Here is a 713-nt window from a genome sequence, read left to right on the forward strand (position 1 = left end):
CTATTGCAATTAAAACCGGCGCTATCATTGCCCTGATCATCGCACTGATGTTTATCTATGCCCTCATTCTGGCCCAACGCATCACCAAATTAAGCCACAGTGCCCACAATGCTATTGACGGGCAAGGCCGAATCATCAGCACTGACAATATCTCTAGTAAAACAGCACCCGATGAATTGGGGGACTTGTCACGCAGCATCAGCAGCTTGCTTAAGCAGCAACAATCCTATACGCAGTTTTTAGAACGCATGCCACAAACACTTCGCCACGAGATTTCCAACCCACTTAACAAGCTCAGAACCTCGCTAGAGAACCTAATCGATGACAGGCCTGAACTAAAAGATAATACTTATGTTAAAAAACTCGATGCCGGGGTTGATCAAATAAGCAAGATCTCACAACAGCTCACTGAAGCGGCTAGCCTTGAAAATGCATTGCAAAATGAACATTTAGCAAGCCTGAACCTAAGCGAGTTTTTAGAAGATTACTGCTCATCCTGGGAGGGCCTACGAACCGAACAACCCAATAAAGTGGTGTGGGTGATGGCGGAAAGCTCTAGGCTCGAACAACTACTCGATAAACTTCTGGATAACGCCTTTGGTTTTTGTTCAGATGACGGCAAGGTATGCCTTCGCTTGATCGATAACGACTTAGAAACCTTGATTGAGGTCGAGAATGATGGGCCAACGATTACCGAAGGAAAAATGAATGAA

Annotated in this window: 1 protein-coding gene; it reads left to right on the plus strand. The window is 45.2% G+C overall.

Annotated features, from left to right (window positions below):
- Positions 1 to 713: HAMP domain-containing sensor histidine kinase (locus A3763_RS25650; RefSeq protein ID WP_156495337.1), on the plus strand; the 713-nt coding region annotated here is incomplete at both ends.

The sequence above is a fragment of the Oleiphilus sp. HI0128 genome, from assembly GCF_001635365.1.